26 protein-coding genes are annotated in these 26665 nt (G+C 44.6%); 23 read left to right on the top strand and 3 right to left on the bottom strand.

What is annotated here, in order from left to right; all coding sequences use genetic code 11:
• Positions 1-31 precede the first annotated feature (31 nt).
• The 10 genes from BM415_RS09630 (at position 32) to BM415_RS09585 (ending at position 9177) form a co-directional block, all read left to right on the top strand.
• Positions 32-1135: a dipeptide epimerase gene (locus BM415_RS09630; protein ID WP_091157240.1), complete on the top strand. Its 1104-nt coding sequence runs from the start codon at positions 32-34 to the stop codon at positions 1133-1135.
• Positions 1132-2283: a C40 family peptidase gene (locus BM415_RS25510; RefSeq protein ID WP_244533199.1), complete on the top strand. Its 1152-nt coding sequence runs from the start codon at positions 1132-1134 to the stop codon at positions 2281-2283. Before BM415_RS09630 ends, BM415_RS25510 begins: the two co-directional genes overlap by 4 nt.
• Positions 2284-2551: 268 nt before the next feature.
• Positions 2552-3469 (top strand): DUF1835 domain-containing protein, encoded by a 918-nt coding sequence (locus BM415_RS09620; protein ID WP_139236977.1) that lies wholly within the window; start codon positions 2552-2554, stop codon positions 3467-3469.
• Positions 3470-3526: 57 nt separating this feature from the next.
• The gene (locus tag BM415_RS09615; RefSeq protein ID WP_091157235.1) at positions 3527-4399 is read left to right on the top strand and encodes a DUF1835 domain-containing protein; all 873 of its coding nucleotides are present in this window, start codon (positions 3527-3529) and stop codon (positions 4397-4399) included.
• Between the two features lie 114 nt (positions 4400-4513).
• A complete protein-coding gene (locus tag BM415_RS09610; protein ID WP_091157233.1) occupies positions 4514-4783 on the top strand; it encodes a YkgJ family cysteine cluster protein in 270 nt (89 codons plus the stop codon).
• A gap of 685 nt (positions 4784-5468) precedes the next feature.
• Positions 5469-5849, top strand: coding sequence for a GntR family transcriptional regulator (locus BM415_RS09605; RefSeq protein ID WP_091157231.1), 381 nt, complete (start codon positions 5469-5471; stop codon positions 5847-5849).
• A gap of 33 nt (positions 5850-5882) precedes the next feature.
• The gene (locus tag BM415_RS09600) at positions 5883-6983 is read left to right on the top strand and encodes a DUF1648 domain-containing protein (RefSeq protein ID WP_170862417.1); all 1101 of its coding nucleotides are present in this window, start codon (positions 5883-5885) and stop codon (positions 6981-6983) included.
• A gap of 201 nt (positions 6984-7184) precedes the next feature.
• Positions 7185-7565 (top strand): GntR family transcriptional regulator, encoded by a 381-nt coding sequence (locus tag BM415_RS09595; RefSeq protein WP_091157226.1) that lies wholly within the window; start codon positions 7185-7187, stop codon positions 7563-7565.
• Positions 7562-8431 carry an ATP-binding cassette domain-containing protein gene (locus tag BM415_RS09590; protein ID WP_091157224.1) on the top strand — a complete coding sequence of 290 codons (870 nt, stop codon included), beginning with the start codon at positions 7562-7564 and terminating at the stop codon, positions 8429-8431. The genes BM415_RS09595 and BM415_RS09590 overlap by 4 nt, the downstream gene beginning before the upstream one ends.
• Complete coding sequence (locus BM415_RS09585; RefSeq protein ID WP_091157221.1) at positions 8428-9177, top strand: hypothetical protein; 750 nt, start codon at positions 8428-8430, stop codon at positions 9175-9177. The genes BM415_RS09590 and BM415_RS09585 overlap by 4 nt, the downstream gene beginning before the upstream one ends.
• A gap of 94 nt (positions 9178-9271) precedes the next feature.
• Here the strand turns inward: BM415_RS09585 and BM415_RS09580 are convergent, their stop codons facing one another.
• A complete protein-coding gene (locus BM415_RS09580; protein WP_091157218.1) occupies positions 9272-10048 on the bottom strand; it encodes a sporulation protein in 777 nt (258 codons plus the stop codon).
• Between the two features lie 234 nt (positions 10049-10282).
• Here BM415_RS09580 and BM415_RS09575 point away from each other — a divergent pair, with 234 nt between their 5' ends.
• The 3 genes from BM415_RS09575 to BM415_RS09565 all read left to right on the top strand — a co-directional run bounded on the left by BM415_RS09575 (position 10283) and on the right by BM415_RS09565 (position 12648).
• Positions 10283-10627, top strand: coding sequence for a YojF family protein (locus BM415_RS09575; RefSeq protein WP_091157216.1), 345 nt, complete (start codon positions 10283-10285; stop codon positions 10625-10627).
• A 15-nt stretch (positions 10628-10642) separates the two neighbouring features.
• The gene (gene bshB2 / locus BM415_RS09570) at positions 10643-11293 is read left to right on the top strand and encodes a bacillithiol biosynthesis deacetylase BshB2 (protein WP_091157214.1); all 651 of its coding nucleotides are present in this window, start codon (positions 10643-10645) and stop codon (positions 11291-11293) included.
• Between the two features lie 185 nt (positions 11294-11478).
• The gene (locus tag BM415_RS09565) at positions 11479-12648 is read left to right on the top strand and encodes an oxalate decarboxylase family bicupin (protein WP_091157212.1); all 1170 of its coding nucleotides are present in this window, start codon (positions 11479-11481) and stop codon (positions 12646-12648) included.
• Between the two features lie 80 nt (positions 12649-12728).
• On the opposite strand, the gene hflX is transcribed toward BM415_RS09565, so the two are convergent.
• Positions 12729-14000 carry a GTPase HflX gene (gene hflX / locus BM415_RS09560; RefSeq protein WP_091157210.1) on the bottom strand — a complete coding sequence of 424 codons (1272 nt, stop codon included), beginning with the start codon at positions 13998-14000 and terminating at the stop codon, positions 12729-12731.
• Positions 14001-14612: 612 nt separating this feature from the next.
• On the opposite strand from hflX, the gene BM415_RS09555 reads away from it, so the two are divergent.
• The 5 genes from BM415_RS09555 (at position 14613) to BM415_RS09535 (ending at position 17871) form a co-directional block, all read left to right on the top strand.
• The gene (locus tag BM415_RS09555) at positions 14613-14960 is read left to right on the top strand and encodes a hypothetical protein (RefSeq protein ID WP_091157207.1); all 348 of its coding nucleotides are present in this window, start codon (positions 14613-14615) and stop codon (positions 14958-14960) included.
• A 146-nt stretch (positions 14961-15106) separates the two neighbouring features.
• The gene (locus tag BM415_RS09550; RefSeq protein ID WP_091159168.1) at positions 15107-15697 is read left to right on the top strand and encodes an SLOG family protein; all 591 of its coding nucleotides are present in this window, start codon (positions 15107-15109) and stop codon (positions 15695-15697) included.
• A gap of 98 nt (positions 15698-15795) precedes the next feature.
• Positions 15796-16122: an antibiotic biosynthesis monooxygenase family protein gene (locus BM415_RS09545; RefSeq protein WP_091157205.1), complete on the top strand. Its 327-nt coding sequence runs from the start codon at positions 15796-15798 to the stop codon at positions 16120-16122.
• Between the two features lie 164 nt (positions 16123-16286).
• A complete protein-coding gene (locus BM415_RS09540; RefSeq protein WP_244533198.1) occupies positions 16287-17306 on the top strand; it encodes a pectinesterase family protein in 1020 nt (339 codons plus the stop codon).
• Between the two features lie 109 nt (positions 17307-17415).
• Positions 17416-17871: a GNAT family N-acetyltransferase gene (locus BM415_RS09535; protein ID WP_091157202.1), complete on the top strand. Its 456-nt coding sequence runs from the start codon at positions 17416-17418 to the stop codon at positions 17869-17871.
• A 107-nt stretch (positions 17872-17978) separates the two neighbouring features.
• On the opposite strand, the gene psiE is transcribed toward BM415_RS09535, so the two are convergent.
• Positions 17979-18386 (bottom strand): phosphate-starvation-inducible protein PsiE, encoded by a 408-nt coding sequence (gene psiE, locus BM415_RS09530; protein ID WP_280142854.1) that lies wholly within the window; start codon positions 18384-18386, stop codon positions 17979-17981.
• Between the two features lie 174 nt (positions 18387-18560).
• Here psiE and BM415_RS09525 point away from each other — a divergent pair, with 174 nt between their 5' ends.
• From BM415_RS09525 to BM415_RS09505, 5 genes are all read left to right on the top strand, one after another.
• A complete protein-coding gene (locus tag BM415_RS09525) occupies positions 18561-19250 on the top strand; it encodes an N-acetylmuramoyl-L-alanine amidase (RefSeq protein WP_091159165.1) in 690 nt (229 codons plus the stop codon).
• A gap of 73 nt (positions 19251-19323) precedes the next feature.
• Positions 19324-19650, top strand: coding sequence for a hypothetical protein (locus BM415_RS09520; RefSeq protein ID WP_091157196.1), 327 nt, complete (start codon positions 19324-19326; stop codon positions 19648-19650).
• 306 nt (positions 19651-19956) lie between these two features.
• Positions 19957-22827, top strand: a complete 2871-nt coding sequence (locus BM415_RS09515) for a family 10 glycosylhydrolase (protein ID WP_091159163.1) — start codon at positions 19957-19959, stop codon at positions 22825-22827.
• 374 nt (positions 22828-23201) lie between these two features.
• Positions 23202-25001 carry a sensor histidine kinase gene (locus BM415_RS09510; RefSeq protein WP_091157194.1) on the top strand — a complete coding sequence of 600 codons (1800 nt, stop codon included), beginning with the start codon at positions 23202-23204 and terminating at the stop codon, positions 24999-25001.
• Entirely contained in the window at positions 24976-26574 is a 1599-nt protein-coding gene (locus BM415_RS09505; protein WP_091157192.1) for a response regulator transcription factor, read from the top strand. Before BM415_RS09510 ends, BM415_RS09505 begins: the two co-directional genes overlap by 26 nt.
• Positions 26575-26665: the final 91 nt, after the last annotated feature.

The following is a 26665-nucleotide window of genomic DNA, read 5'->3' as shown; positions in this document are numbered from 1 at the left end:
CCCCGCTTATATAACAAGGAGGTACATCAAAGTGATTATTCAGAATATCGAGGTCATGCGTAAATATACACCGCTAATCAAGCCGTTTAAAACCGCTTTAAGAACAGTAACACGCAGTGAATCTATTCTCGTTCGAATGACAGCTAGCGACGGCCGAATCGGTTGGGGTGAAGCACCGGCTACGGTCGTAATTACCGGGGACAGCCTGGATAGTATTGAGTCAGCCATACTCCACACACTGGGTCCTGCTTTAAAAGGCAGAAGTCTGCTCTCTTACGAGCAGCTATTACAGACTATACATACCGTTATGGTGGGTTCAAGCAGTGCGAAAGCTGCGGTGGATATGGCAATCTATGATTTGCTGGCACAATACAGCGGCATGCCTCTATACCAGTTTCTTGGGGGATATCGGGACCGGATTGAGACGGACTTTACAGTGAGTGTGGGATCTGTGGCAGAAATGGCGGATGATGCAGAGCGGTGTGTAGCGGAAGGCTTTAATGTTCTCAAGATTAAAGTTGGTAAAGATCCGATCGAAGAGGACATCACTAGAATTCAAGAAATCCGTGCACGGGTCGGTAATCAGGTAGGAATCAGACTGGATGCTAATCAAGGATGGCAGGTGAAGGAAGCGATCCGTTGTATCCGCAAGCTGGAGGAGCTGGACCTGAGCATTGAGCTGGTAGAGCAGCCGGTTAGAGCGAGTGATCTGGCTGGGCTCAAGACGGTTACGGACTCCGTGGATACGCTCATTATGGCTGACGAAAGCGTATTTACTCCGGGTCAGGCGCTTGAGGTGCTGCAGATGCGTGCTGCCGATCTCATCAACATTAAGCTGATGAAATCGGGGGGGATCTACAAAGCCCAGATGATCAACCAACTCGCCGAAGAGTATGGTGTAGAGTGCATGGTCGGTAGTATGATTGAATCAAAGGTAGCGGTAACCGCTGCCGCTCATTTTGCAGCAAGTAAAAAGAATATAACCCGCTTTGACTTTGATGCGCCTCTCATGATGAATCAGGAGAATGTATTAGGCGGAGTAATCTATGACGGGAGAGTCATGCGATTTACGGATGCAGCTGGACTCGGCATTCGTGATGTACACATTCGAGAGGGAATGGGGGTAACAGGATGAAGCAATCCGAACTCAGCCCTGGGCTGAAAAGGATGGTGATCGGTGTTCCGGTTGCAACGGTATGGACTACACCTGAATCCCCGCGAGATATAGATATGCACATTCTGCAGAATCCCGCTGAAATTGGAAATTGGGCTAGCAAGCTGACAGCAAATGAACGGCTGGATTTGTGTACGTCTAACCGTACGCAGACGCAGGTTCTATACGCCGAGGAGGTTGTTGTCCTTGAGGTGAGAGACGGGTGGGCAGACGTCCGCATTCCTAGTCAAGCAACCAGGAAAGATCCGATTGGATATCCGGGCTGGATTCCTTATGCTCAGCTCTCGGAATGGAAGCGTGACATTGCACTTGACAGCGATGAGTTATTAAATGCTCAGTTGCAGGTGCAGAATGATGCTCATGCTCAAGATAATGAACTTGCACAAGTCAATGCTCATGTGCGGAACAACGAGGTGCAAGTTAATGCTAAATTCACCCCTATGTTCCTGTTGTCAGAAGGTACAGAAGCACCGTACTTGGAACTCAGTTACTTAACAAAGCTTCCATTAATAGAGGTGATAGGCACAAAAGTCTATGTTCGATCTCCTCATGGAATCGGCATGATTAATAAAGAAGACGTCATTGTGTTATCCGGCAGTACGCGGATTGATTCCACATCATTGGCTCTATCGACTCCATCCGCTCTATCCACTGCGTTGGCAGCATCCGAAGCAGCACCAGATACGGACTTAGCAAGTAATCAATATCATTCAGGAGCTGAAATAGACACAGGCAGGCGTATTGCAGCAGAAGCGAGCAGGTTTCAGGGCCTAGCCTATTTATGGGGTGGGTTATCCGCGTATGGCTACGATTGCTCAGGCTATGCATATAGTATGTATGCGTCCCAAGGAATTATCATTCCACGGGATGCTTCAGATCAGGCTCTGGCAGGAACAGAAGTAGCGAGTAATCAGCTGCATCCGGGTGACCTGCTTTTTTTTGCATATGAAGAAGGAAAAGGACGCATTCATCACGTAGGTATATATATAGGGGAAGGCAAAATGATTCATTCACCTGATTCGAAAAGCTCTATTGAGGTGGTGGAACTAACTAATTATAAACGGATTAAAGAGCATTGTGCATCCAGAAGATACAATGAAGGGCTTTGAGGGCGACAATGTGAATTATCTCAAAAATAATGAATATACACTGTATGTACTACATATTCATGCACATTCTCATTGGGCTATTTTACGACAATAGAAATGGGGACTTACAATTAGGAATAATTACAATAATGAAATTAACGAGATAGATCACTATAGATTAAAAAAATTCGTAGATTGGGTGCTGCAACAAAGCGATTCCACGATTGAAGATCGAAGTTTGGAGAGCGGAGAGCTAGGTCGCACGATTAAGGGAGCTTGGCGTGAATGCTTGGAAGAGTCAAGAATTCACAAAATGTCCCAAGAAGACGCTCCCCAGAATATTCATATCACATCAAGTCTATCCAATGCGGGAACTCTTAAAGTCTCCTTGTCAAAGGCAGGTATCCGGCAAGAAGCGATTGTATATAGCTTTGAAGATTTCTATGCGGTTGGACCCTTGCGTCATATTGATCAGTCGCAGTATGAGATTGAGCGTTATATGTGGATGACGAATCATATGGGATACGATCATTATTTTGTTAACGGATTACATCAGATATCATCAATGAAGCCGATTCTTGAGAGCATTCCGGATCACAAGATCGTAACGATATGGGCAGGAAACAATACACATGACTATATATTTGTACGTTTAGTACTGCACTTGCTTCGCGGGGTAAGAGTGGAAGTTCAGATCATAAATCCTGCAGAAGAGTATGAACGTTTGCCTGCATCAGATAGAATACGGACTAACGAAGGAAATACTGACATCGTATCCTTGAACCAGCTAACAACGGAAGAGCTAGCCCAAATCCTGGTACAATCAAGTGGTAATACACTCACGGAAGAGGAGAGAGCCCAGTATGCTGACGAATGGCTGGATATCTCAAGCCATAGTGAAATGCTGCGAGTATTAACCGAGGGGAAGCTGCACTTTTTGGCGGAAGATGCCTATGATCATTTAATAATGGAAGTCATTCACAAACACTATATAAATATTCATAAGATAGAGGATAAGTATATTCTTCATAAGGAATATGTGTCAGCAGGACTATTGATTGTTCCGATACTCGAACGTTATCCTGAATTAATGAGTGTTAATCTGATCTCTTACCGGTTTCGATCGCTAATTGCGACAAAGGAGCTTGACTTTTTGGGGGTTCCAAATTTAACCTATCAGTATTATGTGAAGCCTGCTAAGGTATAACGTTCATCTTAGCGGGAATGGCTGAATTACATCCCAATTTAGAAAGAGGTGGCATACATGACGGAGCAGCATGTTCATTTAATGTTCGGGATGTCAGAGCAGGGAGTCATGAAAGCTGCATTACATAAAGCGGAAATTCGTCATTCACACAAAGTACTCTCGTTTAATGACTGGTTTGCTTATGGCCCACTGTCGGGCATTGACCTCAAGGATGGAGAAAGTAATCGGATATCCTGGATGTCCCAGCGATTGTCCAATTTTGACAAAGTGTATATGTACAATCCTGACCATCAGATTGGAACAGTCATCAAAGCGATCAAGGCGATTCCAGAAGGAAGCAGAATTACCATCTGGCATGGCGATCATGCACATGATCAGATTGGACTTCGGTTTGCCGTCTATTTATTACAAGATCAGGACGTGCAGATCGTATTAAATAATGCGGCAGCGGAATATCAGGCCCTTTTTCTTCGTGATGTTATAGAAAAAGAATCAGGAAATTCGGCGCCCGTTATGTTACCGGTGAATCTCGCTCAGCTTAAGAAGGAGCATTTTATTCCGATGCTCAATAGGCTGGAACAGAAGGCCTCATTAAGTGGAGAACAAAGAGTGCAGCTTACCAAGGATTGGCATAATCTCTCTTTGGAGAATTTACCTCTCCGATTATGGGAGAACAACCAGTTTAAATGCAGTGATGAGAACGCACTGGATGATATCATTGATGAAGTCGTATCGGAGATGGGTTTGCAATTCGAGGATCATTACGTTCCTGCATCCAAGGTTGTTGCTGAGGTACTCCTTAAGCTTCATCGTTATTATTTGCGCAAGGATTTCTTGGAATTTAGATTACGGTCACTGATTGAGACCAAGAAGCTGCAGTTCAAGGGAGCACCTGGACAGCTGCATCGTTACAGTGTAAAAATAGGCTGAATCGAGGTTTTGATCTCTATAGAAAAACAGTTATAAAGCGCTATGTCTTTCGCATAAGCTAGTACAAATAAGCCTTGGCTTTCAATGAACTGGCTATAATGAGAGGTGTAGAAGATGGAATGCAGAACCGGTTGTGGGGCGTGTTGTATTGCAGCATCGATTTCTTCTCCAATTCCAGGGATGCCCGAAGGTAAACCCGCTGGAGTGAGATGCGTCCAGCTGACGGAGGAAAACAAATGCAAGCTGTTTGGCCTTCCGGAGAGACCCAAAGTATGCAGCAGACTAAAGGCTGAGCCGACAATGTGCGGTGAAACGAATGATGAAGCGTTCAGCACGCTGACGGAATGGGAGAGATGTACAGCACCCGCTCCTAGAATGAACTAGATAACACAAAGAGGCGGCATCAGGACGAATCCTGGTGCCGCCTCTTATGTAACTGTCCACGGCTTGATAAATGAAACCTTTCACAATGTAAACTGTAACCCGCACTACGGAATCGCATGGTCAATACATCTCAGCACTTTGTCGTCATATGCAAAATGGATTTCAGCCGAATTGGCAGAAGGATGCTTAACGCGGATCTTCATGTAGAGGGAGCAATTCTTAAATTTGCAGATATGAAAGTTGCAAAGCCTGAAGCACCCTTTAACGGACTGCTCGCTATAGTTAACGACCGGAATGGAGTAAGTTAGATATTTGCCTCCTACCGGACCTGACTTTACGCTTTAATGAAGGTCTTTAGCAGAAGATAATAAATATCAGGAGAAATTACTATTTGCTAAATGTCATATTAATCTTAAAAAATCAGCAGTATCTCGATCATATCGAGATACTGCTGATTTTTTATTTCAAGCGATTTTTAAACAAATTTCGTCCAAAGGTGAACACTGAACGTTTTCTCCCTCTATTAGTGGAATCTTTGGATGATGAATGACTTTCGCGTAGTAACTGGAGAGAGACAGCCAAAGATAGAACGTCAAAATGAAGTGCCTATTTACATTTATTTATTATAACTGTTATACTACAAATATAACAGTTATAATAAACATATCGGAGGTGTGCAGAAATCATGATCATTGAGCTTGATATGGAGTCGGATGTACCCATATACACCCAGCTTACGAATCAGATTATTGAGGGTATTGCAAGCGGTAAGCTGCAACCGGGTGAAGCGTTGCCATCTGTACGCAGTATGGCGCAGGACATCGGGATCAATCTTCATACGGTCAATAAAGCCTACAATTTGTTGAAGCAGGATAATTACATTCATGTACATCGTCAGAAGGGCGTTGTCGTCAATCCAGAGGGGATGCCGAAGATGGATGATGAATTTGCAGCAAGACAATTAAAGCAGCTTCGTCCCATCATTGCGGAGGCCATTCTTCGGGGGATGACCAAGGATGAATTAGAAGCGATAGTGAACGATATCTATAAGGATATTAAGTCATAGTCAATATTTATAAGAATGGAAGGAGAGAAGAGCATGCAATGGATTCATTTCGTAATGCTTGGAGTTATGTTTTTACCCATTACCCTACTTATTGCTTTCACGCCATACTTTACCCGGAGGACAGAAAGCTTCGGAATAACGGTGAGTGAAGAGGTGTTCTACAGCGAACCGCTGAAGAGAATGAGAAGAAATTTCGCAGCTATCATCATCATTGTGCAGGTAGGCCTTCTCGCTATATGTCTGTGGGGAACGAGCCTCGTACAGGATTCGGCTAAGCAAGCAACATGGATGATTATTTATATTTTTGCAGTAGTGATTGTTCATTTTATAGCCTTGTTCTATTTCCACAACAAAATGAAAAAATACAAGGCTAAGCAGCTCCCTGCCACAGTCAAACCGTCCAAGATGAGCATCGACACATCCTTTCGCAAGCAGAAGCTGGTTATATCAAACAAATGGTATTGGATTCACGCCGTTATTATTATCGGTACCGCGATATTCACCGCCATAAGCTACGATCGCTTCCCGGATCAAATTCCGTTTCAATATGATCTGCAAGGCAATCCGACGACAATTCGGGATAAGAGCCTGGGAACAGTCTATATGCCTGTCATTATGCAGGCGATGATGACACTCTTGTTTATCTTTATAAACTCTATGATCTATCGAAGCAAACAGCAGGTTGATACAGATAACCCAGAGATTTCGTTAAGCAAGAATAGAATATTTCGGATGAGAAACTCTGTATTTAATTTAATTACTTCGTTGCTGCTCGTGCTGTTGTTCAATTTCATGCAATTTACAATGTTATATCCTGTAGATGCAGGCGTCATGATGGCTGTCGTTATTGCGGTCGTATTCCTAGTACTTCTCGGTGTGGCGATTCTTTACTTCACAACAGGCCAAGGCGGAAGCCGAGTGAAACTTCAAGCAGAGCCTTCCTCCGTAGAGCCCTATGGAAACGATGAGAGCTGGAAGCTGGGTATGTTTTATTTTGACCCGAAGGACCCTGCAATTTTCGTGGAGAAAAGAATGGGGTATGGCTGGACGATCAATCATGCTAGACCGATGGCATGGTTCTTACTGATCAGCATCATCGGAACCATTGTAGCGGTAAGCTTTCTTATTAGCTGATGATCGGAGAAGCCCCTCACAAACAATAAAATATATGTAGGCTGGATGAAGAGTGATGGGCTCTTTTCCAGCCTTTTTTTACATACAGGCAGATGAATGGTACATTCCAGCTTGACTTGACATAAAAATGTGATATGGTTATATACATGACTATATAACCATATATCGAAGGAGAGATGGTTAACAGGTGGTGAAAGTAAATTGAGCAGAGGCTTAGCGGATAATAAACCAATTTTTCAGCAAATCAAGGAAAAGATTGAGGACCAGATCGTTAACGGCGAGATTAAAGAACACGAGCAAATTCCATCAACCAACCAACTCGTGCAGTTCTATAAGATTAACCATCTTACGGTATCAAAAGGGATCAATCTTATGGTGGACGATGGGATCATTTATAAAAAGAGAGGTGTAGGCATGTTTGTTGCGGAAGGAGCAAGAGCGAAGCTGCTTGAAGGACGAAAGGGTGCCTTTGCAGATCAATACATTTTGCCGATGCTGCAGGAAGCAGAGAAGCTCGGGATGTCGGATGAGGAACTAATCAATCTAATTGAACAGCGAAGAGGAAGGGGGATGAACTCATGAATATTGAGATGAATCAGCTCGGTTTGAAATACCGTAAGCATATGGCGCTTGAGAACTTAACCATGAGTTTGGACAGCGACAAAATATATGGACTGCTAGGAAGAAATGGTGCGGGTAAGACAACCTTATTAACGATACTCGCATCGTTTAGACGCCAGACACAAGGCACTCTTCGTATTCATGGAGAGAACCCCTATGAGAACGCCAAAATTATGCGTCATGTGGCTTTTGTGTATGAGATGGATTACTCCTCTGAAACGGAGAAGGTAAAAGGAATGCTGGAAGCAGCTAAACGCTATAGGCCATTCTTCGATATGGACTATGCCTTGTATTTGGCAGAACGTTTCAAGCTTCCACTGGGTAAGGCGATGAGCAGCCTGTCCAAGGGTATGCAGTCCGCAGTTAACGTAACCATTGGACTCGCGGCTAGAGCTCCAGTTACTCTGTTTGATGAAGCCTATTTAGGAATGGACGCACCGACTAGAGAGCTGTTCTATAAAGAGCTGTTGGAAGATCATGCGAAGCATCCCCGGACCATTATTATGTCTACCCATCTTGTATCTGAAATGGATTATTTGTTTGAAGAAGTTATTATCATCAACAAAGGACAGCTTGTTCTCAAGGAGACTTCAGAGGATCTTTTGTCTAGAGGGGCTACCGTTACAGGGGCAGCTTCCACTGTTGATGCATTTACGAATGAGATGAAAGTGCTGAATGTACAGCAATTAGGCGGTACGAAATCAGCAGTCATCTATGGCGAGTTGTCTCGGGAGCAGCGGTTGGCTGCTCAGCAATTGGGGCTTGAACTTGGTAATGTGCCGCTTCAGGATCTATTCATTCAATTAACGGAGGAGGAGCAATCATGAAAATGAAGCCTTTTGAGAACAGCAAGAAGATCACATTTGATATGTTTTATGTCCAGCTGGTTTGGACCCTGTGGTTTGTTTCATTCTTGTTTCTGGCCCAGTTTATGCTGCTGCTGCTTCCAGATTTCATTAAGCTGAACGTATCTGAGTCGGAATCCCCAGCTTCCATGTATTTTATGAATTTTGGATTCACCCCATCCAAGACCTATATGCTGGTAATCGGGATTATCTCTTCCTATGTATTCTTGAAGCATTATATTCATCAAGGGGTAACAAGGAAGGATTATTTTGTAGGCTCTACAATGGCTGTGATTCTTCTATCCATCGTTCTCCCTATTCTCATGTGGATACTTTCAGGTGTTCAGTACTTGATATTGGGATGGGCTGGAATCCCACATCAAGAATCTGTTGTTATTGGATATGAGATGTTCAGCTTGATGCCGTTTATTATGTTTACAATGCAGTTACTAGTCTACTATTCAGTAGGAAGGATGGTCTCCATGAGCTTTTACCGCCTCGGCTTCTTCGGCGGGATGCTATCGATCCCCGTAGGACTCAGTGGTCTAATACTGCTTGATATGGTGTGGGGCGGCGGTGATGCTGAGGAGCTGCTGTCTGACTGGCTTCCAATCTATCCTGTAGAGCTGACGACGACAACGGCGATGCTCACCTCCGTGGTCCTTGCTGCTCTGTTCATCATCCTCCATCGAATAATTTCCCGAAACATCGTTATCAAAATAAAGTGATTCTTGTAACAAGAGTACTTCAATCATCATAGAGATGAAAAGAACGCTGGTTATCTCACTCGAAGTGAAAATAAACCAGCGTTCTTGGTTTATATTATCTGGATTGAACATGAATAACGCGTTCCAGCTGACGTGCAATATGCTCTGTGCCTTGGGCAATGTCTGCTCGGTCAAAGTACAGTCTCACATGACGCTCATCCATATCAAATGCCTGTTCAAAAAATCCGCCAAGCCCACGTGCTCTGCGGTCAACCTCTACTAGTACATATATACCATCCTGATCGAGATTCATCATGAGCTCGAGCTCTTTCACTCGTCCGGAGAAGGAGCTGCTTGGATAGTATTCAAACTCTTGTACAAAAGGAACACCGCGTCCGAGTTTGGAAGCATGCTCACAGGAGGAAGTTTTGTAACGGAATCCGAGATATTCTACTGCTTCGAAGATAGCAGACATATAATGATGCGGCTCGACTTGAATGGAATCGTGGTCTTTCGGATCAATGGCCATCTCAATATCAAGACCAGTGCTCAGCCATACCGGCTGACGATTGTAAGTAACAGGTGTCTCGAGTGGAAGCGGGAAGGAAAATGGAATTTCCAGTTGCTCGTTACTATCAATTCGAAGATTCTTGGATACGTTGAATTTGGCGAGTGTATAGTTATAATCCACTTTGCGATCGTCCTGCTCACGAATGTAGCGGGTCATCAGCTGAATATAAATTTTCTCAATTTCCTGCTCTACGCTGCCACCTTTTATGCGAACAACACCTTTGACCGTCTCACCCGGCACATAAGATGTTTTTTCCAATAGCGTATCAATTTCTGCAGCCCCAATTCCCACTTTGGCCAGCATTTTATTAAAGAACGACATAGAATAAGCAGCCTCCTCATAAATTCATACATTCCTCTTCCATATACGCAGCATAAGTCTGACTAGTTTCGTTTAGATGGAATAAATTTATAATCAATAATTTATTTTCGCTTTTTTTTGAGCTATACTGCTATAAGAGCCTAATTACGAACCTGAAGTATCGTGAAGGCTAGGAGAAGTCATATTTGTGATCTGTAGATGTTCATAGATGGCAGGAGTAACGGAGGAATTGTTATGCAGCTAATAAATATAGCAATGGTGCAGGAGCAGCTTGACCGGTACGCGAATGAAGATTTGTATCTTCATATGGAAATGACGATGGGTGCCTATGCAGCCCATAATGATAGCTCGAAGCATCCAGCCGCGAATTTTATCAAGAATGTGCCGGTAAGATACAGCAAAGGAACCATTGTTGGCGATACCTACTATAGAGTTGGCTTGAAGATGAAGGATGGTTGGGTTTATACGGAAGGCTTGACTCATTGGGAAGAAAATGAAGAAGGACGCATACTGCTGGCAGGTCATGACAAAGAAGGCCGCTTGATCGTATCTTTGTTACTCAGCAGAACGTTGTTTTAAGGAAGTGGGGTTCTTATGACGCAAAATATATTAGTTGTACTTCCGCATCCGGATGATGAATCATTTGGTTTGTCGGGAACGTTAGCCAAATTTGCAAATGAAGGTGCACATGTTACATATGCTTGTCTCACACTGGGAGAAATGGCACGTAATATGGGTAATCCTCCAATTGCTAACCGGGTCACGCTGCCGGAGATCCGTAAGGAAGAGCTGAAGCAGTCCTGTAGAGTCATCGGGATTCAAGATTTACGTATGCTGGGTTTTCATGACAAAACGATTGAGTTCGAAGACCGTAATCTATTGGACGGAGCGATCTCTGCACTGATTGAAGAATTAAATCCTTCTATTGTATTTACATTTTATCCAGGTTATAGTGTACATCCAGACCATGATGCAACGGGCGAAGCGGTTGTCAGAGTGGTTGAAGCGATGGATCAGGATCGAAGACCCGTCGTACAATGTCTTGCGTTCTCCAATGGTCATAAGAAAGCGATCGGTGAACCGGATGTGTTCTACGACATTCAGGATTACAAGCTGAACAAGGTACAGTCCATTGCAGCGCACAGTTCACAGTTCCGCATTCTATCAGGCGAGTCGCTTCTTAAGGACAAGCAATTTGCAGATCGACTGAAGACTGAATATTTCTGGACTTACCCATTAAAATAGGGCTGAAAATATAACGAATACGTATGCCTAATCGATAAAAAGATCAATAGCCAATCCCTTAATGAACAAGGGGTTGGCTATTTTTAATTATGGACATTTGATGTCTGAAATAAGCTGATGAATATAATCGATTTGGTAATTCATATAATCTTCTTATTAAAATCCCTTATAAGAGGAGCTTAGTGATGGACAAACGCACTAATAAAGGAGAAAATATACCACAGCCCATCCGCAGTGATGGGGCCGGAGCGATTGACAAGGGACCGCGAAATATAATGCGAGATCTTCAAAATCCCGATATGCTCGTCCCACCGATTACAGATGCAGGACTGGTTCCTAATCTGAAATTCTCCTTCTCAGATACTTCAATGAAGCTAAATCATGGGGGATGGTCTCGCGAGATCACTGTGCGGGAGCTTCCGATCGCGACCACCCTTGCTGGAGTAAATATGAGCTTAACGGCTGGGGGAGTACGTGAGCTTCACTGGCATAAACAAGCAGAGTGGTCTTATATGCTGTTAGGAAGAGCACGTATAACGGCTGTTGATCAGCAAGGAAGGAATTTTATTGCTGACGTTGGTCCAGGTGATCTGTGGTACTTTCCTCCAGGTATCCCGCATTCGATTCAGGGGTTGGAGCATTGTGAATTTCTGCTCGTCTTCGATGACGGAAATTTCTCTGATCTATCCACTTTGTCGATCTCCGATTGGTTTGCCCATACTCCAAAAGAGGTGCTCTCCGCTAATTTCGGAGTGCCAGAGAGTGCCTTCGACTCGATACCTGCTGAACAGGTGTATATCTATCAGGGAGAAGTACCGGGTTCTATCACAAGTCAAGAAGTCCAGTCCCCTTACGGAGAAGTTCCCTTAACCTTCAAGCACGGGCTGATGGAACAAGAACCCATTAAAACCCCTGGTGGTAGTGTACGAATTGTAGATTCCTCTAACTTTCCAATATCAAGAACAATCGCAGCAGCACTCGTTGAGATTGAACCGGGTGCAATGAGAGAGCTTCACTGGCATCCGAATAACGATGAGTGGCAGTATTACCTTACCGGACAGGGAAGAATGACCGTATTTACTGGAGACGGTGCAGCTCGTACATTTGATTATAGAGCAGGCGATGTTGGATATGTCCCCTTCGTGACGGGACATTATATTCAGAATACGGGTACTGACACATTGTGGTTCTTAGAGATGTTCAAAAGTGACCGCTTTGAAGATGTTTCTCTAAATCAGTGGATGGCACTAACGCCTAAAGAACTTGTTCACAGTAACTTGAATGTGGGTCCTGAATTACTGGGTGCGCTGCGCAAAGAGAAGTGGCCCGTAGTGAAGTATCCCGGATTTTTTTAGACAATCGGACTCAAGCAAAAGAGGGTGTCCACAATCATCTTCGATGACGGGCGGACACCCTCTATTAATTATTTAATCCTCTATTCTGCTTGCAGATGGCTCCATTTCTTCACTTCAACCGGGGAGGCCTCAATAGTCAGCTTGGTTCCATCCTCTTCATATTGAATGGTTTCAACATTCGCATGCTCATGGAAATAGGAGAGAAGATGTCCTTGATCATATGGAATGTTAAGCGCAACTCGTTCATAATGTCCGAACAGCTGCGCCTTGATGGCAGTTTCCAACGAGTCTAATCCTTGCCCCGTCTTGGCTGATACGAATATGGCCGGTTTACGAACCTGCATCTCATTCAATAATGCACTGCGCAGATCGATTTTGTTATAAACATAGATGACTGGAATTTTATCGGCACCCAGGTCCTTTAACGTTTGATTCGTCACTTCAATGAGCTGCTCAGCATCAGGGTTACTTGCATCTACAACGTGCAGAAGCAGATCGGATTCAAGCACCTCTTCCAGCGTAGAACGAAAAGCCTTCACTAGATGATGCGGAAGCTTGCTTACAAATCCGACAGTGTCGGTTAGAAGAAATTTCTTACGATCTGGGAGTGAGATTTGTCTTACCGAGGTCTGCAGGGTGGCAAAGAGCATATCCTTGGCCAGTACAGCTTTCTCGCTTGCCGCATCGTATTTATCAAGCATAGCATTCATGAGACTGGATTTGCCTGTATTCGTATAGCCGACGAGACTCACTACCGGCATCTCTGTCTTCTGGCGGCGTCTGCGCTGCGTTTGGCGCTGGGATACGAGCAGCTCCAGTTCTCGGTTCAGTTCTGTAATTTTCTCTTCAATCCGTCTTTGGCTTAATTCCAGCTTGGTTTCTCCTGAGCCCCTGTTCTTGGTACCGACCCCGCCGCGCTGTCTGCCCGAGGAAGAGCTGATCCCGGACAATCTTGGGAGCACATATTGAAGCCTTGCCAGCTCTACTTGGAGCTGAGATTCTCTAGATCTCGCACGCTCGGCAAATATATTCAGGATCAGTGTTGTCCGGTCCAGGACAGCGGCATCCAGTCTTTTCTCAAGATTACGAACCTGAGAAGGGGAGAGCTCATCATTGAAGATCACAATGGTGGTCTCCAGCATCTTCAGTAAATCGGTGAGCTCCTCAATCTTACCAGTGCCTATATAGTGCGCGGGATGTACACGTTCTGCCTTCTGCGTCAGCACTGCGGCAACCTCGATGTCGCAAGCATTGGCCAGATTGCCAAGCTCCTCCATAGAGTGTTCGAAATCCTCTTGGTTGTTCAGCTGTAGTCCTACAATAACTGCTTTATCTATAAATGGTTGTGTCATACCATCGTCCTCCTTCTGTTTACACCTGAAAATTAAAAAAACACAGGCTAAACCTTCTGCCTGTGTACAGGTTCAAGAGAACTCGGAGTAACTACGGGGTACAGCCAGGTAGGGGACTTAGATCTGTGAACATGCAGGGGTGCAACTGAAATAACCAGTGCTCAGCTGCATATTCTACAGGCATCTTATACCGTAAGGGTCCTATACTCACACTGCACAATAGGCATGATTAAATACATAATTAATGCGGCTGGTTAAGGACACACCCGTTTAAGCGTATAAGAAAAGAGGCCAGGGATCTCACTCCTGTCCTCTTCGTCTATCTTCTGTGAAATACCAGCATATGGATAGATCGAATCCGAGTTCTCTGCCTTACACATAAGAGCAGAGTCTTTGCCTATTTAGTTAAGGGCAAAAGAAAATCTAACTCGAATCCAATTAATCATAGCGGTATCCCTCCGTTCCTAAAGTTAACGCTATCTTAGCATAGCTCTATACATAATTCAATGGGCATGCGTTGACTATAACTGTTTTCTACCAGCTGAGCTGTTGATCTGTCCTTGAACCTGGCCTTACTGCATACACTTAAATGGAGAGGAGCGTGAGGATGAGATGATAGATCAAATGGAGCGTTATTATGAGCTTAAGAAGTTGAAGAAAGAAATAGAAGACGAGCTGTCAAGTCTGCGTCAAGAGATGATTGAGCATCTTATTGCACAGAATGCGGACAGCATGGTGCATGGAGAATATGAAGCCAAAATTGTAGTTCAAAGCAGGAAAGAATATGATGATGAGCTGCTATATCAAGCTTTACCAGATCCAGAGGTGTGGAAACTCATGTCTAAGGCGGATGCTGGGAAAATAGCCAGCTTGATTAAACTCGGAATCCTGTCAGAAGAAGGTATATCTCATACCTATGAGACACGAAGAACAGAACTGCTTATTGTGAACAAAATATAAAAATGTGAATCAATTTCATAAATCATGAATAAGGTGAATTCGAAATTATATACCTTTGATTTAAGCCGCGAAAGGCATTATGAAATTGATTCATATATGTTACGATATAAAGATGAACTAGAAGGGCGGTATTACAAAGATAGATGATGAAAAACCTGTTAGTTACTGGATACCGGGCCAATGAGCTCGGCATCTTCAATCAGAAGCACCCCGGTATTCCTTATATTAAGCAAGCGATCCGATCCAAGCTGTTGACTCTCATAGAGGAGGGAGCAGAGTGGGTCATCACCCCGGGTCAATATGGTGTAGATCTGTGGGCATGTGAAGTTGTCATTGAATTGAAGCAGCAATATCCGGAGCTGAAGCTGTCCATTATTTCTGCATTTATGAATCCGGAAGAGAAATGGTCCGACGATAAGAAGGAATATTTCGAAGAAATCATGCGGAATGTGGATTACTACGGAGTGGTCAGCAAGCAGCCATATGCCGGTCCGTGGCAGTTTCAGGCAAGAGACGAGCTTCTCTTTCGCAAGACAGAGCATATATTACTAGTCTACGATGAAGAAAATGGCCCCGGAAGTCCGCGTTATATAAAAGAAAAAGCGCTTAAAAAGCACCAAGAGGATGGATATGGTATAACACTTATCTATTCGGAGGATATTCAAAATATTGCTGACGAGATAAGCGCTTCAATCATCCCTGAAGATGGGAATGGCGAGGAGATCGACTGGATTTGAATATCTTGAATAATGTGTAGAACACTCCTTTATTGACACTGATAATCATTATCGTTTAGTATATTTTTATACTTGTCTATGATATGGAGGATGTTCACATGTTGATTCAAATGAGAGTAATTACAGTTAAAGAAGGCTTCAGCGATGCTGTTGTTGAGCGTTTCGGTCAGCCTGGCGGTCCTATGACGGAAATTCCAGGATTTATTGATCGTACTGTGATGGTGAAGAAGAATCGCAAGAAGGATGAAGAAGTAGAAGAGGTTGTCGTCATGATCCGCTGGGAATCGGAAGATGCCTGGAAGGCTTGGGAGAAGAGCCCCGCTCATATTGCCGGACATCGGAACAGCCGGAATCAAGAGAAGCCTGATTACCTGCTGGAGACTAAAGTTTCCATGTATGACGTGAAGGCTGCTGTTACTGAATAATACATATCGGCAATCAGCTCTGTTAGCACTATTGATAGGAATTGTATTATATTTAGTTCGTTCGCGTAAACGCAAATCGTAATCAGTTAATAACAGTTTGTTAGAAGAACTCTTTCAGTCTTAGGATTGATCGGGTTCTTTTTGCTAATAGGAGGGGGATTAATGTGATTGAAATTACCGTAGCTCAAGATGGGACGGCTGACTTTAATTCAATTCAAGAAGCGATTGATCAGATCCTGAGTCTTAGAGCCGGAAGCTCTGAGTCCTGCACAATTTTCATCAAATCAGGCATATATCAAGAGAAAATTCATCTGAACCAGCCGGGTGTCCGGTTAATCGGCGAGACCGCAGAAGACACGATCATTACATATGGAGACTATGCTCATAAGTTATTTCCGGACGGCAGTCCTTATCACACTTTTAATACCTATACAGTGCTTATTTCCAGTGATGACGTATCGGTCAGTCATTTGACGATAGAGAACAGCGCAGGCTATGGAAAGGAGATCGGACAAGCCATTGCGGCCTATGTAGACGGAGATCGGGTATCCTTCTACCATTGTCGATTGCTCGGACATCAGGATACCTTGTTCACGGGGCCGCTTCCAGAGGCGCCGATCGACCGTGGGAGATTCGGTGGTCCGCGTGACATGTTCCCTAGGCGACCTGTGCGTCAATATTATGAATGCTGTTACATCGAGGGAGATGTTGATTTTATTTTTGGTTCGGCGACGGCAGTATTTGTAGATTGTGAGCTGTTCTCCAAGCGCAGACATGTCAATGAAAACGGAAGCACAGACCGTACAGCCTCCCCTGGGTATATAACTGCTGCATCTACCGCCGAAGAGGTGACTTTCGGGTATGTATTCTGGGACTGCTCCTTAACGGGGAATGCGGATTCGGGGAGCGTATACTTGGGCAGACCTTGGCGAGAATATGCCAAAACCGTATTTGTCAATTGTGATCTCGGGCAGCATATTCACCCTGCGGGCTGGCATAATTGGGGGAAGCGGGAACGAGAGCAGACGGTCGGATATGCTGAGTATGGCAGCCACGGTCCAGGTGCAGAGGGAGAGAGAGTACAGTGGACGAAGAAGATTGAGCCAGAGATGCTTCATACCTATTCACCGGCTGAGGTTCTAAAGGGGAATGACAGCTGGAATCCTATCCGGGATAAGAGCTAAAACTATCTTGTACTAGCAAAAGTTCACCTTTTTTACACCGTCAAATCCTGTTAAGATGTATACAGATCATGAGAAAAATGCGAGCTAAACGGGAGAGTGACGGTTACGGATGGAGATTAGAATTGATGATTTAAGCGGTGTGGAGATTCAACATTTAATTAGACAGCATATTGCAAGCATGCTGGATCAATCTCCTCCTGAAAGCGTTCATGCACTGGATGTGAATGGGTTGAAGCAGCCGGGGGTCACATTCTGGAGTGTCTGGGAAGACGGGGAGCTGCTTGGGTGCGGGGCTCTTAAGGAACTGGATACTGAGCATGGTGAAGTGAAGTCGATGCGTACCGCGAGTGGTCACCTGAGAAAAGGTGTGGCAAGGCTGATGCTGAATCACATTATGACAGAAGCTGGGAACCGTGGATACCGCAGACTGTCCCTGGAAACAGGATCGACGGACGATTTCATTCCGGCAAGGATCTTGTATGAAAAATGTGGCTTCGAGCATTGTTCTCCTTTTGCGGATTACATAGAAGATCCATATAGCGTCTTCATGACGAAACTGCTGTAAAGTATCGGGTTGGGAGTTCTAAGGAAGAATATGGAATCCTAGCTTTTTTGACTATATAAATTCCTGCCAAGAGATTAGGATCCCTTACGGCATGGATTCCATATTTATTAATTCGCATCTAAATTCCTCGTATTCGTAATAAAGAGGGCAATCACAAGAACGAGAATGGCTAGACAATACGTAAATGTATCGATAGGATCTTCATGATTTATTATGATGAGCCGAATGATGGCGGTGATTCCGATATAGATGAAGTAACGCAGCGGGAAGTGATAATTATGCGTAAAGTATTTAACAATAAGAGATAGAAACTCGAAATATAGAAAATAAACCAATATTCCTTCGGTAAGATAGTAGTAGGAGGTTGGCTCGCTTTGAATCAATAAGCTGTCAAGGATGACCATCGTTTTACGGACAAGAAACATAGACAGGATGATAGCAAGCAGTAAGAGCATGACGTTTAACAGCTGTTGTAAATACTTGGCGATGAAGGATTCCTTTTTGGCTTCTTTCACATGAGTCACTCCTAACCTCAGACAAGGCATATAGCTTGTATAGCTTCATATGAATCAATAAATAGCATATGCGAATCAGTCCAATTACAGAAGTAACTTTTCTCTATGAATCGATTCGAAATGTCCAAGCATATCGGAGCACAAATTCATAGAATGCGAGTGGAGGTGATCAATATGGTCAAAATATTTATTGATCCAGGCCATGGAGGAACAGATAGCGGAGCTGTGGGAAACGGACTTCAAGAAAAAGCACTGACCCTTACGATCGCAACCAAGGTCCGCTCTATTCTGCTGGCTGAATATCAGAACGTCTCTGTGCTGATGAGCCGAACAGGCGATGAGACAGTAACATTGACTCAAAGAACAGATGCTGCGAACGCTTGGGGAGCGGATTACTTCTTGTCTATTCACATTAATGCTGGCGGGGGCACAGGCTACGAGGATTTCATCTATCCCGGCTCGGCAGCTCCGACGACAACCTATCAGACAAACATTCATACAGAGGTTATGAAGATGAACTCGATGATCGATCGAGGACGGAAGCAAGCCAATTTCCACGTCTTGAGAGAATCTGATATGCCTGCGATCTTAACGGAGAATGGTTTCATAGATACAGCTGCAGATGCAGCGCTGCTCGCATCAAGTGCGCACCTAGATGCGGTTGCTCGTGGTCACGTCAATGGACTTGTCAAAAATTTTAGCTTGGTCAAGAAAACGAATGTTATCTATCATACTGTCGTGAGCGGAGATACGGTGTATGCGTTGAGCCGTCGATATGGCAGTACTATAGCGGATATTAAGACATGGAATGATCTCGATGCGAATTACACCATTTATGTAGGGCAAGTTCTAAGAGTGAAGTAAGTCAGCAATGTCTTCATTTACCATATTGTGGTATAGTAATTAGAATTGTACCCAATAAGGGAGGCACAACCCCATGGCACAGATGAAGTCCAAAACCATCTACTGCGTACACTGTCATGCCGAAATTGAGACTAGAGATGATCTGGTCGTCAGTTTATCATTCATGTCATTACTTGCCTATCATAACGCTTGCTATGCCAGTGCTCTTAAGGGATGTCAATCCTTTGTTATCAGTGATGAACCTATAAACGGAACAGCGTCCAATTGGCTGACTGCTGTGTCAATCTTGCTCTCCTTAGTTTCATTTATTTGTATAAATGGGTACGTAGGTGCAATCTTTTTACTCGTTCCCTCTATTCGATTCTGTTCCTGGTTTATGTATGAGCGACATCTGAACTAGGATTATATATATTAATTATTGTTGACGAGTCGGCCCGAGTATGGCCGATTTTTTTGTGCTGAGGAGTTTGCCCGAATTATGCAACATCCTGATGCAGCATATGCCGTTCTTCGCTATTAAAATTAAAAATGGTACTTAGGCTAGGGGAGAACATACTCTTTATCGAATATAATATATTAATAGATTGAAGAACATATGAATAGTATTGAAGAGAGGAGCGTACAAGATTCACCCTCTACAAGAGCCCCGATCGTGACGTAGGTACAATAATCAACCTTTACGAAGGAGTGATCAGTAATCGTGTCAATGTACAACAAGGGTTCCTTGAAGCAGCTGCTGTCATGCATACTCATTATCTCTTTATTTCTAATGCTGGGAAGTTCCGGCCTAAGGGCAACAACGATGACAGCTTACGCTGAGGAAATTCATACAGAGCCTCGTATGCAAACGATTGAAGAATTCGAGTCACTCAGCCTGCTTTCCAGCTTCTATGCTGGAGCCAATTCCGCCTCCTTATCCCTCGTAGACAGACCTCAAACGATATATTATGGACATCACGCCGTTAATCTTACCTATGATTTCACAGGGAAAACAGGAACCTCTGCTGCTTATTTGCAGTTTAAGAATGATCAGGGAGGTATCGGAAGACCTCTGCCAGGAACGCCATCCAAACTCGGTGTATGGGTATATGGAGATGGTGGAAATCACTGGCTCAGAGCACAAATAGAAGACTCACTCGGAATCAAGACCGCTGCAGATTTCACTTCAGCTTCAGGATTAAGCTGGACAGGCTGGAAATACATTACCCTCCAGATCCCGGCTGCTCTTACTCCCCCGCTCAAACTTAATCATATTTATGTGGCAGAAACAAAAGACACCAATAAGAACAGAGGCGCCCTTTATTTCGATCGACTGAGTGCTTTTTATACAGAGGACGACATCTATGGGCTTGATATTACCGGAGGTCAGCCGATCAAAGCAGGAAATTCAGCTAAACTGACTTCGTATGCTACCTACGAAGGAGGGACTCACCCGATTCTGCTCGAAGAGGGGGTCACTTACACAAGCAGTGACTCATCTATTGCTAAAGTTACTGGTGATACCTATGGAACGATGACCGCAATATCACCAGGCAGAGTACTGATTACGGCTGAACATAGCGGCGTGTCAGAAGAGATTGAAGTCGAAGTAACGGAAGGAGAAGTTCTTCCTATATCTATTGAAATGTCAGGACCTTCTCAACTGGAAATAGGCGCTTCCGAAGCCGTTCGGTTGTATGCCGACTATCCGAATTATGCTTCACCCTATCTGATCGCAGAAGGGGCTGACCTTATTAGTGATCATCCGGAAGTGCTCACGGTAGACGAACAAGGAAGGGTACAAGCCCATGCAGCTGGGACTGCGACGATTAGGGCCGAGTATGGCGGATTAAGTGCTGAGCTTGCCGTTACCGTATCCGAACCTGTACCTGTGCTGCAAAGCTTGGAACTTATCGGACCCACGGCTCTTACCATCGGTAATTCAGATGAATTCCAGGTGAATGGGATTTATTCTATGCTTCCAGAGGCGGTGCCAATTACAGAAGGGCTTAGCTATACCAGCAGCCGGCCGGAGATTGTCTCGGTGTCCGAGGATGGTGAATTAACAGCTCATGCTGTTGGTGGTTCTCGAATCATGGTAACTTACAATGGAATGAGTGCTTCAACCTATATCGTTGCAAATCTTCCGCAGGAGGCGCCAAAGCGGGAAGTTCGTGCGGCATGGATTGCAACCGTGGAGAATATTGATTGGCCGGTCAAAGGGACAACCGATCCGGTAGAGCAGCAGAAACAGTTCCGTGAGCTTCTCAATCGTCTTGAAGACACAGGTATAAATACATTGATTGTCCAAGTGAAGCCGACAGCGGATGCATTCTATCCGTCCGAATATGCACCATGGTCTGAATGGCTGACAGGAGTGCAAGGTCAGGACCCTGGATATGATCCTTTGGAATTTATGCTGGAGGAGGCACATCAGCGGGGAATGGAATTTCACGCCTGGTTTAATCCTTACCGAGTGAGCATGCACAACGATGTAACGAAGCTGACAGAGGATCATCCGGCCAGACTGCATCCTGAATGGGTGGAGTCCTACGGCGGCAAGCTGTATTTCAATCCGGGTGTTCCCGAAGCGAAGGATTACATCATCAACAGTATTATGGAGGTTGTAAGAAATTACGATATTGATGGTGTCCATTTCGACGACTACTTTTATCCATATCCAGCGGCAAGCGGGGAATTTCCGGATCGTGATACGTATGTGGAATACGGTGGCGAGTTCACGAACATCGCAGATTGGCGCAGAGATAATGTCAACCGTTTTGTTCAGGAAGTTGGTGCAGCGATCAAGGAAGAGAAGGGTAAACTGAAGTATGGCATTAGTCCTTTTGGTATTTGGAAAAATAAGTCCACAGATCCTTCTGGCTCAGATACGAATGGACTCAGTAGTTATGATGCGATCTATGCGGATTCCAAGCGATGGGTCGAAGAAGAATGGATCGATTATATTATGCCGCAAATCTACTGGTACATGGGTTACGGTCCAGCAGCATACGACAAACTGATTGATTGGTGGCAAGGGATCGTCACAGATAAGAATGTACACCTGTATATCGGGCAGGCGCTATATCGTAATGGTACCGTAGATGGATGGCTGAATCCTGAGGAAATTCCGAATCAGATTGCATATAACCGGAACTACGAGCAGGTGAAGGGGGGAGCCTTCTTTAGTGCAAAGTGGTTTGAGAATAACGCACTGGGAATTACAGACCGACTCCAAAATGACATCTATCGTACTCCGGCACTGATCCCAGAGATGCCATGGCTTGATAATCAGGCACCGATGGCTCCGGTAAAAGTAAAAGCCAATTCCACCAATAAAGCAGTAAAGCTGGAGTGGAATTCGGGAGGCGGTGATGAAGCCTATTACGTCATCTATCGTTTCGAGGGAAGTATAGAAGGTGACTTGGAACAAGCAGGAAATATACGAATAATGGTACAGCGCACGGATCAGAAGAAGCAGATATTTGAGGATAAGGACGTAACGCCGGGAACTTACACCTATGTAATTACGGCTGCAGATCGGCTTCATAATGAGAGCACGGGGAGCAGAGCGGTGACGCTTACCCAGAAAAAGTAAAAATAGTAATGGCTCTGTGGAAGATCCGCAGAGCCATTTTTTTCGCACGCTAAATCAATTGTTGCAGGATGCATCTGCGTCTATTGATACATGCCTATGAACGGCATCTGCATTTTCCTTAGCCGTATCCGTAATTTATGTCATTATCATAATAAAATAGAAGAGGATATATTGTGATTCATTTCACCTTAATTGCAATTCTATAACTTGTTATGTAACCTTCATGACAATTTACTTGGGATGATTGACAAATGAAGTGAACTAAAAAATAATCCTCTATTCAGGAATGAAAGGAAAAGGATTCTCCACGATTCCAGCGAATTACAGTAAATGTCATTTCTGATAACGTTTTCAAGAAATTAAGGAAGTGGTGAATGCAGCAGATGAAACTCCGTTCAAGATCATCATTGCGTTTTAAATTCATTACCGGCTTCTGTATGATCATGGCTCCGCTCGTGCTGTTTCTATACTTTAACAATGTGTATGCAATGAGTGTGGTTCGCGACCAGGTATCACTGACGAATCGTAATTATGTCCTTAAAAATGTCGAGGAGAACGAGCGCATCCTTCAAGAAACGAATCGCTATTTATATAGCTTAGGGGAACAGGATCCGGATATTATCTCGTTGTTTTTTCTGCCATATGGCAGTGGTGACTACACGATTGCCAAGCAGCGGATCGTAAATAAATTCAGAACTGATCTCGGATTCTATGATCTCTTGGACGGCTTATTTTTGTATGATACCGTTCATGAGGATACGCTGCTTGCGACACAGCGGGGATACGACGAGAAAATTACTGCGATCACATCCATTATGCCCGCAGCTGCTTCGCTGAGCGTAGATGTCCCAACACACAAATGGGAAATTGTACAGACCAAGGGAACCTATCATTTAGTAAAAACCGTTCGTATTAACGAGCAATTCATTGCCGGGGCATGGGTACCGATCAACAGCTTGAATGAACGTGTACACAGTGCAGATTGGGGCGAAAACGGAGGAGCGGTTATTTTGTCAGGAGAAGGAGAGGCACTCTCTGGTACTGTAGTGCCTGAGGAGGTGGTTAGTCTTGCATCGGCCTATCAATTGGGGAAGTCTGAAAGGGATTCACTCTACGAAATCGTGGGTGATTCAGCACGCGAAGGACGATATTTGCTAATTGACATCCCCGCACATGATGAAGCGATTCATTATGTCGTCATGCTGCCAGAAGCGAGCATTGTTCGGAACCTGCCTGTATTTCAGCAGATTATCCGGTTTATTCCGGTCGTAGCTGTTATACTGCTCGTCTCGGTTCTCTTCTTCTTGAGACAGGTTCTATTTAAACCGATGAATACTCTAATATCCGGAATGAGAAAGGTCAGCAGGGGGGATTTGAATGTAAAGCTTGGTCCCTCCTCTTCTCCTGAATTTACTTTTGTTACAAATACCTTCAACCAAATGACTGCAGAAGTCCAGCAGCTGAAGATAGGCATGTACGAGGAGCAGCTTCGTGTACAGGAGGCAGAACTCAAGCAGCTTCAAATGCAGATCAATCCGCATTTCTATCTCAATTCACTTCATATTATTCATAGTCTGGCAGCACTTCACAAGCATGAGCTCGTTCAGAAGATGGCGGAGCATCTAGCAGGCTATTTTCGATTCAGCATGCAGGCGGATCGGAGCCTCATTACGATTAAAGATGAACTCCTGCATATTAAAAATTATCTCGAAATTCAAAAGCTGCGTTTTCCTGAGCGTCTGCAATACGAGCTGACGGTGGATTCAGATATAGAAGAAATGCTGATCCCTCCGCTCACGATACAGCCTTTTGTAGAGAATTCAATCGTGCACGGCTTCCGAAAAGGGAGGAGCACACTGCAACTGAATATTACCTTGTATCTGGTCCCCGATGAACAGAAGCTTAGAATACAAATCCAGGATAATGGTACAGGCTTCGCAGAGGACGTGTTAATAAGACTTCAGCAGGGGGAGCTGCCTCCCGAAGAAGCAACGGGACGCAGTATCGGGATATGGAATGTCAAGCACCGGCTTGAGAAAGTGAAGGGAATAGAGCCTCAGATACAGTTTGAGAACAGCCCTGATGGCGGAGCCCTTGTGTACTTGACGATTAACTATGTGGAGAGCAGGTTCAGGGAGGTGAATAAGAATGTACAGCTTGCTCATCGTGGATGATGAATATTACGCGCTGGAAGCCATGAAGCATGCCGTGAATTGGAGTGATATCGGATTCGACCGGTTTTATACAGCGATGTCGGCTGACGAAGCAAGAGAAGTCCTCATACAAGAGAAGATCGATATCATGATCTGTGACATCGAGATGCCGGAGGAGGATGGGTTATCCTTGCAATGGTGGGTCAGGGAGCATGTCCCGCAGCTGGAGACCATCTTTCTAACAGGACATGCCGAGTTTTCTTACGCTCAAAAAGCCATCCAGATGCATAGCTTCGATTATCTGCTGAAGCCGATCCAATCTGCTGATCTTGTTCAAACCGTAAAGCGTGCCATAGAGAAAAAGAGTCTTGACGATGAGTTTGCCCGATTAAAAGAACAGTATATGGACTATTTAAATGAAGACAGATTCTGGAGTACGAAGCGAATCACTAAATTCTGGAGGGATTTGTACTCAGGCCGATCGCCCCTCACGGAATCTCAGTTTAATGAGCTGAAGCTGATCTATCACGCAGATGTCGATGGCAGTGCGAGCATATTGCCGATTCTATTTAAGGTCGAGGAATGGCTCAGGACATTCCCGGCCAAAGACCTGGACATTCTTGAGTTCGGGCTTTGTAATGCGGCCGAGGAGATCGTGCTGAGCGGTGCAGCAGGACATGTAATTTTAGATCAGAGAGGATATGTCCTTATCCTGCTCCAGGAGCCGCTCGCAGCCCATCGAATACTGGATCACTGCAAAGACTATATAGCCAGATGCAGTACATATCTCTCAGCCCGGATCTCGTGCTGTATCGGCAATTATACAAGCATATGGAAGCTGCCTGAGGCTTACAAGATGCTGATGCAGGAACATCGGCACCATATCGCCGGGAGTGAGGATGTTTATTATCTCCACTCAGATCGCACTGGACAAACAGGCCTGAAGGAGCTGGTGCCGCTGCCTTGGATTGAAGATATTGCGGTGCTGCTGGCAACAGGAAAAATCAAGGAAGTACTGCAGAAGGCAGATGAGCTCATGGATTGGATGCAGCACCTAAGTCCGTTGTCCGCTGAGCTGCTGGAGTCTTTCTATCACGCGCTTCTCCACACCATCATCCCGCTTCTGCACAAGAACGGTATTGCTCTACACAGCTTATACTCAGAAGATGAGCCCTTGGAGAGAGAAGTAACACGCTCAATCCAAACGCTCAGAGATTGGGCACATCAGTTAATTACACGCACAGCTTCTCTTCTCCACCCGGAAGGGGAGCATACCTATTCTGCAATTGAGAAGGTCTGTCTCTATATTGATGGAAGGCTAGAGCAGGATCTGGGCAGAGAGGAGCTTGCTGAGTTTGCGGAGCTGCATCCGGCTTATTTATCACGATTGTTTAAAAAAGAAAAGGGCATGTCCATTTCAGACTATATTGCTCAGGCGAGGATTGCAAAAGCGAAGGAGCTGCTCTGTACATCAGTATCGACAGTAACCGATATTGCAAGTAAAGTCGGGTATTACAATTATCAGCATTTTACGAAAATGTTCAAGAAGCACACAGGAGTGACTCCTCAGCAGTATCGAAGACAGAATAGTTAGCGTACAGAACTGCAATAAGGATGAAGGACGGTCGTTTACGAACGGTCGTCTTTTTATATCAATCGCTGATGTCATTAAAACACATACCAAG

The organism is Paenibacillus sp. 453mf, from assembly GCF_900116105.1.
GTDB lineage: Bacteria > Bacillota > Bacilli > Paenibacillales > Paenibacillaceae > Paenibacillus > Paenibacillus provencensis.
This window is presented reverse-complemented; position numbering and strand designations above follow the sequence as displayed.

Coding starts and splice junctions, on each gene's coding strand:
- BM415_RS09545 (WP_091157205.1), top strand. CDS start 15,796: ATGTTGATTCAAATGAGAGTAATTACAGTTAAAGAAGGCTTCAGCGAT.
- BM415_RS09610 (WP_091157233.1), top strand. CDS start 4,514: ATGGAATGCAGAACCGGTTGTGGGGCGTGTTGTATTGCAGCATCGATT.
- BM415_RS09615 (WP_091157235.1), top strand. CDS start 3,527: ATGACGGAGCAGCATGTTCATTTAATGTTCGGGATGTCAGAGCAGGGA.
- BM415_RS09565 (WP_091157212.1), top strand. CDS start 11,479: ATGGACAAACGCACTAATAAAGGAGAAAATATACCACAGCCCATCCGC.
- BM415_RS09590 (WP_091157224.1), top strand. CDS start 7,562: ATGAATATTGAGATGAATCAGCTCGGTTTGAAATACCGTAAGCATATG.
- BM415_RS09575 (WP_091157216.1), top strand. CDS start 10,283: ATGCAGCTAATAAATATAGCAATGGTGCAGGAGCAGCTTGACCGGTAC.
- BM415_RS09605 (WP_091157231.1), top strand. CDS start 5,469: ATGATCATTGAGCTTGATATGGAGTCGGATGTACCCATATACACCCAG.
- BM415_RS09535 (WP_091157202.1), top strand. CDS start 17,416: ATGGAGATTAGAATTGATGATTTAAGCGGTGTGGAGATTCAACATTTA.
- BM415_RS09525 (WP_091159165.1), top strand. CDS start 18,561: ATGGTCAAAATATTTATTGATCCAGGCCATGGAGGAACAGATAGCGGA.
- BM415_RS09510 (WP_091157194.1), top strand. CDS start 23,202: ATGCAGCAGATGAAACTCCGTTCAAGATCATCATTGCGTTTTAAATTC.
- BM415_RS09580 (WP_091157218.1), bottom strand. CDS start 10,048: ATGTCGTTCTTTAATAAAATGCTGGCCAAAGTGGGAATTGGGGCTGCA.
- hflX (WP_091157210.1), bottom strand. CDS start 14,000: ATGACACAACCATTTATAGATAAAGCAGTTATTGTAGGACTACAGCTG.
- BM415_RS09515 (WP_091159163.1), top strand. CDS start 19,957: ATGTACAACAAGGGTTCCTTGAAGCAGCTGCTGTCATGCATACTCATT.
- BM415_RS09505 (WP_091157192.1), top strand. CDS start 24,976: ATGTACAGCTTGCTCATCGTGGATGATGAATATTACGCGCTGGAAGCC.
- BM415_RS09600 (WP_170862417.1), top strand. CDS start 5,883: ATGCAATGGATTCATTTCGTAATGCTTGGAGTTATGTTTTTACCCATT.
- BM415_RS25510 (WP_244533199.1), top strand. CDS start 1,132: ATGAAGCAATCCGAACTCAGCCCTGGGCTGAAAAGGATGGTGATCGGT.
- BM415_RS09520 (WP_091157196.1), top strand. CDS start 19,324: ATGGCACAGATGAAGTCCAAAACCATCTACTGCGTACACTGTCATGCC.
- BM415_RS09585 (WP_091157221.1), top strand. CDS start 8,428: ATGAAAATGAAGCCTTTTGAGAACAGCAAGAAGATCACATTTGATATG.
- BM415_RS09550 (WP_091159168.1), top strand. CDS start 15,107: ATGAAAAACCTGTTAGTTACTGGATACCGGGCCAATGAGCTCGGCATC.
- bshB2 (WP_091157214.1), top strand. CDS start 10,643: ATGACGCAAAATATATTAGTTGTACTTCCGCATCCGGATGATGAATCA.
- BM415_RS09555 (WP_091157207.1), top strand. CDS start 14,613: ATGATAGATCAAATGGAGCGTTATTATGAGCTTAAGAAGTTGAAGAAA.